Annotated in this window: 6 protein-coding genes; 3 read left to right on the top strand and 3 right to left on the bottom strand. The window is 71.5% G+C overall.

The window, feature by feature from the left end:
* Positions 1-1,635: mechanosensitive ion channel family protein (locus LLG88_04590; GenBank protein ID MCE5246185.1), on the top strand; the 1,635-nt coding region annotated here is incomplete at its 5' end.
* 82 nt (positions 1,636-1,717) lie between these two features.
* Here LLG88_04590 and LLG88_04585 read toward each other — a convergent pair.
* Positions 1,718-2,212: an isoprenylcysteine carboxylmethyltransferase family protein gene (locus tag LLG88_04585; protein MCE5246184.1), complete on the bottom strand. Its 495-nt coding sequence runs from the start codon at positions 2,210-2,212 to the stop codon at positions 1,718-1,720.
* Positions 2,213-2,449: 237 nt separating this feature from the next.
* On the opposite strand from LLG88_04585, the gene LLG88_04580 reads away from it, so the two are divergent.
* Positions 2,450-5,281: a tetratricopeptide repeat protein gene (locus LLG88_04580; protein ID MCE5246183.1), complete on the top strand. Its 2,832-nt coding sequence runs from the start codon at positions 2,450-2,452 to the stop codon at positions 5,279-5,281.
* Positions 5,282-5,300: 19 nt separating this feature from the next.
* On the opposite strand, the gene aqpZ is transcribed toward LLG88_04580, so the two are convergent.
* Positions 5,301-5,990 carry an aquaporin Z gene (gene aqpZ / locus LLG88_04575; protein ID MCE5246182.1) on the bottom strand — a complete coding sequence of 230 codons (690 nt, stop codon included), beginning with the start codon at positions 5,988-5,990 and terminating at the stop codon, positions 5,301-5,303.
* A gap of 175 nt (positions 5,991-6,165) precedes the next feature.
* Here aqpZ and LLG88_04570 point away from each other — a divergent pair, with 175 nt between their 5' ends.
* Positions 6,166-7,218 (top strand): HNH endonuclease, encoded by a 1,053-nt coding sequence (locus tag LLG88_04570; GenBank protein MCE5246181.1) that lies wholly within the window; start codon positions 6,166-6,168, stop codon positions 7,216-7,218.
* Positions 7,219-7,243: 25 nt separating this feature from the next.
* Here LLG88_04570 and LLG88_04565 read toward each other — a convergent pair.
* Positions 7,244-7,574: transglycosylase domain-containing protein (locus LLG88_04565; GenBank protein ID MCE5246180.1), on the bottom strand; the 331-nt coding region annotated here is incomplete at its 5' end.

Below are 7,574 nucleotides of genomic sequence, written 5' to 3'. Positions count from 1 at the left end.
GCCGCGGCGCCCGCCGCGGCGCCGAACGCCGGCGGCGCCGCCGCCGCGGGGAAGCCCGCGGCCGCCCCCGCCGAGGACGCGATCGGCCGATCGACCCCGCGCGGCGCCGTCCAAGGGTTCCTCAAGGCGGTCGCCGCGAAGGACTTCCGCCGGGCGGCGCTCTACCTCGACCTGAGCGATCTGCCGGAGAACGAACGTCGCGGCGGGCGGATCTACGCGCAGCGGCTGAGCGTCGTCCTCGACCGAGCGGCGGCGATCGATCCGGAGCAGATCAGCGACGCCCCGGAGGGGAAGATCAAGGACGGTCTCCCGCCCGACTTCGAGCGGGTGGCGAGCGTCGCGGCGCGCGACGGGGCCCACGACATCCTGATGCAGCGGGTGACCGAGCAGGACCTCCGCGTCTGGAAGTTCTCGACCGCCACCGTGGACGAGATCCAGGATCTGTTCGACGCCTTCGGGCACGGCCCGCTGGTCGAGCTGCTGCCGGCGTTCATGTTCAAGTACAGCTTCCTCGGCCTCGAACTCTGGCAGTGGATCGGCCTCGCCGTCTGGATCGCGCTGGCCGCCGGGATCTCGCTGTTCGTCTTCCTGCTCGCGCGGGGACTGCTGCTGCGGATCGCGCACCGCACGTCCACGACGGCGGACGACGAGCTCGTGCACGCGGCGCTGCCGCCGTTCCGCCTCGGCGCGGCGCTGATGATCTTCCGCGCCGGCATGGTCTCCCTCGGCCTGCCGGTCGTCGTCAGCCGCTACCTGTGGATCGGGATCAAGTCCTCGCTGTTCGTCACCACGCTCTGGCTGGCGATGCGGCTGGTGGACCTCGGCGCGAAGCTGTTCGCCGCGCGCTGCAGCGCCGAAGGGCGGCTGACGATGGCGTCGGTCATCCCGCTCGGCCGGCGCACGGTGAAGGCGGTCCTGCTCGGCGTCGCGGCGATCGTCGTCCTGCAGAACCTCGGCTTCCAGGTGACGGGGCTGCTGGCCGGCCTCGGCGTCGGCGGCCTCGCCCTCGCCCTCGCCGCGCAGAAGACGCTGGAGAACCTCTTCGGCGGGATCTCGCTGATCATCGACCAGCCGGTGCGGGTCGGCGACTACTGCCGCTTCGGCGACAAGCAGGGGGTGGTGGAGGACGTCGGGCTGCGCTCGACGCGGGTCCGCACGCTCGACCGGACGGTGGTGTCGGTGCCGAACGCCGAGTTCGTGCAGGGGCACCTCGAGAACTTCGGGCTGCGCGACCGGATCCGCTTCGCGACGACGCTCGGCCTGCGCTACGAGACGACCCCCGACCAGATGCGCTGCATCCTCGCCGACCTGCGCGCGCTGCTCGTGGACGACGTGCGCGTCCTCTCCGAGGGGATCCGCGTGCGCCTCGTCAACTTCGGCGCGAGCGCCCTCGAGGTCGAGGTGGCCTGCTACGTCGCGACGACGGAGTTCGATTCGTTCGCCGAGACGCGCGAGGACCTGCTGCTGCAGATGATGGACATCGTCGGCCGCGACGGCGCCGGCTTCGCCTTCCCCTCGAGCACGGTCTACGTGGCGCAGGACGGGCCGAAGGACGACGCGGCCCGCGCCGCCGCCGAGGCGCGTTGGCGCGCGCGCGGCGCGCCCCCCGACGGGGCCGCGGACGACGAGCGTTGATCCGGCGCGCCGCGGCCTTCCCGCCGCGGCGCGTTTTCGTCCGGCCCGCGTCGATCAGCGGCGCCGCCGCAAACGCCGCAGGTCAGCGGCGCCGCCGCAGCCGCGGCAGGAACGCCGGCGTCGCGCGTCGGTAGGCCTCGTACCGTTCGCCCATGCGCGCGCCCATCTCGCGCGCTTCCCAACGCGCGACGAGCGCGAAGTGCCCGAGCATGAGCGCGGTCGCGACGGCGACAATCGTCGAGCGCAGCAGCAGCGTCCAGCCGAGGAGCGCAGTCGAGACGCCGACGTAGATCGGGTTGCGCACGATCGCGTACGGCCCGCTCGTGACGAGCGTGGACTTCTCGGCCTTCGCGAAGACCTCCCGCCCCGCGGCGCGCCGCAGCGAGAGGTGCCGGAGAGACCAGCCGATCAGGGCGACGCCGAGAACGATCAGCGTTCCCCCGACGCCGTACGAAAGCCACGCCGGCGCGGCGAACGTCTCCGGAAGCCGGAGCAGGCGCACGGCGAGCGCCGACCCGCCGCCGTAGACGATCACCGCGGAAACGGGGAAGATCCAGAACGGCGGCAGCTTCTTCACGGCGACCTCCCCTCGCGCCCGCCGGGCGCCGTGAACGACGACCGGATTCCGGCGAGGCGGCGCGCCATCAGCGTACGTCGCCCCGCCCTCCCGCGCGCTCCTTTCTGTTCCTGCGGCGCGCCGCGGGGCGACGCGCGCGCCGCGTCGTCCGCGTCTCGCCGCGGCGCTTGATTCGCCTGCGCGGGCGGGTCACCATGCGAACGTCGCGTGCCTCGTCGGCCCGCGGCCGGGGGGGCGATGCTCCAGATCCGGAAGACGCTGCCGTTTCTAGTAGCCGCACTTTGTCTCGCCGCGCCGGGATGTTCCCGCGACGCCGAATGGCGGGCACTTCAGCGGACGGCCGAAACGCTGCAGGCCGAAGGCAAGTACGCCGAGGCGTCGGCCGCCGCGGAACGGGCGGCCGCCTTCGCCGAACGGCACTTCGGCGCCGCGACGCCGCACGTCGCCGCGAGCCTCGACCTGCGGGCGACGGCCTGCGCCGAGTCGGGGAGAAGCGACGAAGCCGAGCGAGCCTTCGCCGGAGCGCTCGCGATCTACGAGAAGAGCCGCGGGCCGGAGAGTCGGGAGACGGCGCTCGTCCTGCACCACATGGCCGCGCTGGATCAGGCGCTTGGTCGTCTCGGGGAGGCGAAGACGCATTTTCGGCGGGCCGCCGCGATTCGCGCGAAGATCCTCGGCGAGGACCGCCCGGCCGCCGAGAGCCTCGCCGGCCTCGCCTCCGTCTTGGAAGGGGAAGGTCGTCTCGCCGAGGCGGAGGCGTCGGCGCGACGGGCGCTGGCGGTTCGCGAGAAGGTTCTGCCGCTCGGCGACGTCGAGCGCGCCGCCTCGCGGAACGACGTGGCGAAGATCCTGAGGCGTCTCGGGAGATTCGCGGAAGCGGCGCCGCTGCAACGGTCGGCGCTCGCGGACGCGGAGCGGGCGCTCGGTTCGAACGACCTTCGACTGGCGCCGTTCCTGCGGGAGTCGGCCGCGCTTTCGTCGGAATTGGCGCAGTACGGGATCGCCGAAGCGTCCGCGCGCCGCGCTCTGGCCATCGCGGAGCGCGCGCGCGGCGCGGAGCATCCGGACGTCGCCGAGGCGCTGGCCGCCGTCGCCGAGATCGAGACGACGCTCGGCCGCTACGCCGAAGCGGACAAGCTCTCCGCGCGGGCCCTGCTCGTCGCAGACAGGACGCTCGCCCCGGACCACCCGCGTCTTGCGCCGATTCTCCGCGCGCGAGCCGAGTTCCTGCGGATCGAGCAACGGTTCGAAGAGGCCGAGACTCTGCTGAGGCGCGCCCTGCGGATCACCGAGAAGGCCGGAGGCCCCGACGACGGCGACTTGGCGCCGATCATGGGCGAACTCGCGCGGGCGGTGCATGAGCGCGACCGACTTGAGGACGCAGCGAATCTGTTCGCGCGCGCCGTCGCGCTCGCCGAGAAGACGCGCGGCCCGTCCCATCCCGACCTGGCGCCGATCCTGATGGGCGAGGTTCGCTCGGATCTTGCCCGAGACCGCCTTTCGTCCGCCCTCGTCGGATCTCGGCGTGCTTTGGCGATCGCCGAGCGGTCGTTCGGCCCGGACCATCCGCGCACGGCGGCCGCGCTGCTGGCGCTTTCGACGGCCTATCAGGAGCAAGGGCTGTACGCGAAGGCGGAGGCGCCCGCCCGGCGGTCGCTGGCGCTGCGCGAGAAGGTCTTTGGGCCGAGCCACCCCGACGTCGCGGATGCGCTGACGAGGCTCGGCCTCGTGCGCCGCGTCCGCGGGCAATATGCCGAGGCCGAGGCGCTGCTCGGGCGGGCGCTGGCGATCACGCGACGCGCCTTCGGTCCGGAACACTCCAAGTTCGCGTCGGCGCTGCACAGCCTCGCCGTGGTGGATCAAGACGCGGGTCGTTACGCCGACGCCGAACGACTCAACCGGCGCGCCTTGGCGATCAGGGAAAGAGCGTTCGGCCCCGATGCCCGGGTGGTTGCGGCGAGCCTGGGGAATCTCGCCAGCGGGCTCGAGGAGACGGGACGCTTGGCGGAAGCGGAACGGCTCCTGCGTCGGGCGGAGGCCATTCGCCTCCGCATCGACGGCCCGGAGAGCGTCGCCGTGGCCAATACGGAGAGCATTCTTGCGCTCGTCGCCCGCGACCGAGGCCGCTACGCCGAGGCCGAGAGGCTGTTTCGCCGAGCGGCGGCGATCAAGGAGAAGCGGCTGGGGCCGAACCACCCCGGCTTGGGCGCGACGCTCAACAGCCTTGCGAATCTGTTGGACGAGCTGGACCGCGCCCCAGAAGCGGAACGCCTCCATCGTCGAGTGATCGCGATCGACGAGAAGTCGCTTGGGCAAGACAATCCGTGGTTGGCCGCCAGCCTAGGCAACCTCGCCATGACTTGCCGCGCCGACGGACGGTACGAGGAAGCGGAGAGACTGCTTCTCCGCGCGGTCGCGATCCAGGAAAAGGCGTTCGCTTCGGGCAATTGCACCCTCGCCGTAGACTTGGATCATCTGGCCGGCCTCTATCGGCTGCAGCGTCGCTACGCGGAATCGGAACCGCTGTTCCATCGCGCCTTGGCGCTCGCCGAGCGGGCATGCGGGCCCGAATCTCACGAAGCCGCCTTGACCGCGAACAACTTGGCCATTCTCTACTGGGACCAAGGACTCCGGAAGAAGGCGGAGCCGCTTCTTCGGCGCGCGCTCGCGATCAACGAGAAGGGCCTCGGACCGAGCAGTCCGGAAGTCGCCTCGAACCTCAGCAACCTCGCCCTGCTTCTGCGCGACGACGGACGGCGGGCTGAAGGGAAGCCGCTGCTTGTCCGCGCGCTGGCGATCAGGGACAAGAACTACGGGCCGGAGCATTCCCTCACGGTCCAGACGGTGGAGAATCTGGCGCGTCTCTACTTCGGCGACGACGAATTCGCCCTGGCGGAGCCTCTGCTCCGGCGCCTCCTGCCAATCAAGGAGAAGCGGCTCGGCGCCGACGATCCCCACGTCGCCGATCTGTTGGAGATGCTCGCGGTCGTCTGCGACGGAACGGGCCGCGATGAAGAAGCGGTCGAGTGGTTGAGGCGCGCCGAGGCGGTCCGCGCGCGGCGGAAGTGATCCGCCGCGCGCGTCCGTTCTACTGCTTCTCCCCGCCGACGAAGCGGTAGACCGCCGCGCCGAGAAGGGCGCCGACGATCGGCGCGAGCCAGAAGAGCCAGAGCTGGGCCAGCGCCCAGCCGCCGACGAAGACGGCGACGCCGGTGCTGCGGGCGGGGTTCACGGAGGTGTTGGTCACGGGGATGCTGATCAGGTGGATCAGCGTCAGGCCGAGGCCGATCGCGATCGGCGCGAACCCCTGCGGCGCCCGCTTGTCGGTCGCGCCGAGGATGATCAGCAGGAACATCATCGTCATCACGATCTCGGTCACCAGCGCGGCGAGGAGCGAATAGCCGCCCGGCGAGTGCTCGGCGAAGCCGTTGGCGGCGAAGCCGGCGGCGACGTCGAAGCCGGCCTTGCCGGAGGCGATCACGAAGAGCACGCCCCCCGCGACGATGCCGCCGAGGACCTGCGCGACGATGTACGGCGCGAGCTCCTTCGCCGGGAAGCGGCCGCCGGCCCAGAGGCCGATCGAGACCGCCGGGTTGAGGTGGCAGCCCGAGATGTGGCCGATCGCGAACGCCATCGTCAGCACGGTGAGGCCGAAGGCGAGCGCGACCCCGAGGAGGCCGATCCCGACGTTCGGGAAGGCGGCGGCCAGCACCGCGCTCCCGCAGCCCCCGAGGACGAGCCAGAACGTCCCGAAGAACTCGGCGCCGTACTTCTTCATCGTCGTCTCCTTCGACGCGTCGCCCCGCATCGACCGGACGCTCCCCGCGCCCCTCGGCGACGCGCCGAGAACATACGGCGACCGACCGCGCGCGGTTCCTCTCGCGCGCCGGTTCGCCCCTCCGCCGTGCTATACCTCTTCCGGGCGCGGGGAGTCGGACGCCCGAGGGGAATCGATGAAGCGCGTAGACCGCGAGACGGCGCGGGCCAACTTCTGGTCCCAGGTGAAGAAGACGGACGGCTGCTGGATCTGGGCGGGGATGCGCAAGCCGGGGGGCGCCGGACGGTTCGTCTGGGACCTGCGGGAGATGACGGCGCACCGCGCCTCGCTGGTGCTCGAAGGTCGGCGCATACCCGCCGGACGGCCTGTGCTGCACAACTGCGGCAACCCGATCTGCGTTCGCCCGGATCACCTCTACGTTCCGAAGGCGCCGCCCGCCGTGCCCGTGGGCGACCGCGGCATGGAGGCCCGCTTCCGCGGCAATTTCGACGCGACGGCGAAGGGCTGCTGGCCTTGGCGAGGCGCTCATTTCCGCGACGGCCGCGCCTTGTTCGTCTGCCGCGGCGCCGCGCGTCTCGCGCACCGCGTGGCCTGGGAAGTCGCGCACGGCCCGATTCCGAGGGGGATGATCGTCGTCCACACCTGCGGCGACGTTTCCTGCGTGCGCCCCGACCACCTCAAGCTCACGTCCACGATCGAGCGCGACGGTCCGATCGAGGAGCGTTTCTGGAAGAACGTGCGCAAGACGCGCGGCTGTTGGTTTTGGACGGGGACGGCGCTGCCGTCCGGCTACGGCGCGATCCATTGCGGAGGGCGCTTCGAGCTCGCGCACCGCGTCGCCTGGAAGCTTGAACGCGGCCCGATCGGACGCGGCAAGGCGGTCCTGCATCGCTGCGCGACGCGCGAATGCGTCCGCCCGGACCACCTCTTCCTCGGCACGCGCCGCGACGTCGGACAGCAGATGGTGGAACGGGGGCGGACCCGCTCCGCGCTCTATCCGGGATCGTACCCGCGGGGCGACGCCCATCCCCTTCGCCTCCATCCGGAACTGGCGGCGCGCGGGGAGGATGTTCCGCGGCACGTTCTGACCGAGGAGGAAGTGCTCGAGATCCGGCGTCGCTGGGCGAGCGAGGACGTGACGCAGATCCAGATGGGCGAGGAGTACGGCGTCGATCCTTCGACGATCTCCCTCGTCGTGCGCGAAAAGACCTGGCGGCACCTGCTCTGAGCCGCGCGTCCGGCGAGGGTGCGGATCAGATCACCTGCCGGATCCAGGTCGCGATCGCCATGCGCGCCTCGATGATCTCGACGCGGCGAAGGTAGACGGGACTCGTCGAGCCGGGGCGCCAGCTCTTGGGGCGGGGAAGGCCGGCGATCAGCAGCGCGGCCTCGTGTTCGTCGAGCGCGGCGGCGGACTTGCCGAAGTAGCGTCGCGCCGCCGCCTCGGCGCCGTAGACGCCGGGGCCGAACTCGGCGACGTCGAGGTACAGCTCGAGGATCCGCTTCTTGGGGAGCTTCCGCTCCAGCTCGCGCGTCAGCGCCGCTTCCTTGAGCTTGCGCAGCGGATTGCGCGACGGCGACAGC

The organism is bacterium (assembly GCA_021372775.1).
Classification (GTDB): Bacteria; Acidobacteriota; Polarisedimenticolia; order J045; family J045; genus JAJFTU01.
The sequence above is the reverse complement of the archived record's forward strand: the minus strand, read 5'-3'. Positions and strand labels throughout refer to the sequence as shown.

Coding starts and splice junctions, on each gene's coding strand:
- aqpZ (MCE5246182.1), bottom strand. CDS start 5,990: ATGAAGAAGTACGGCGCCGAGTTCTTCGGGACGTTCTGGCTCGTCCTC.
- LLG88_04580 (MCE5246183.1), top strand. CDS start 2,450: ATGCTCCAGATCCGGAAGACGCTGCCGTTTCTAGTAGCCGCACTTTGT.
- LLG88_04570 (MCE5246181.1), top strand. CDS start 6,166: ATGAAGCGCGTAGACCGCGAGACGGCGCGGGCCAACTTCTGGTCCCAG.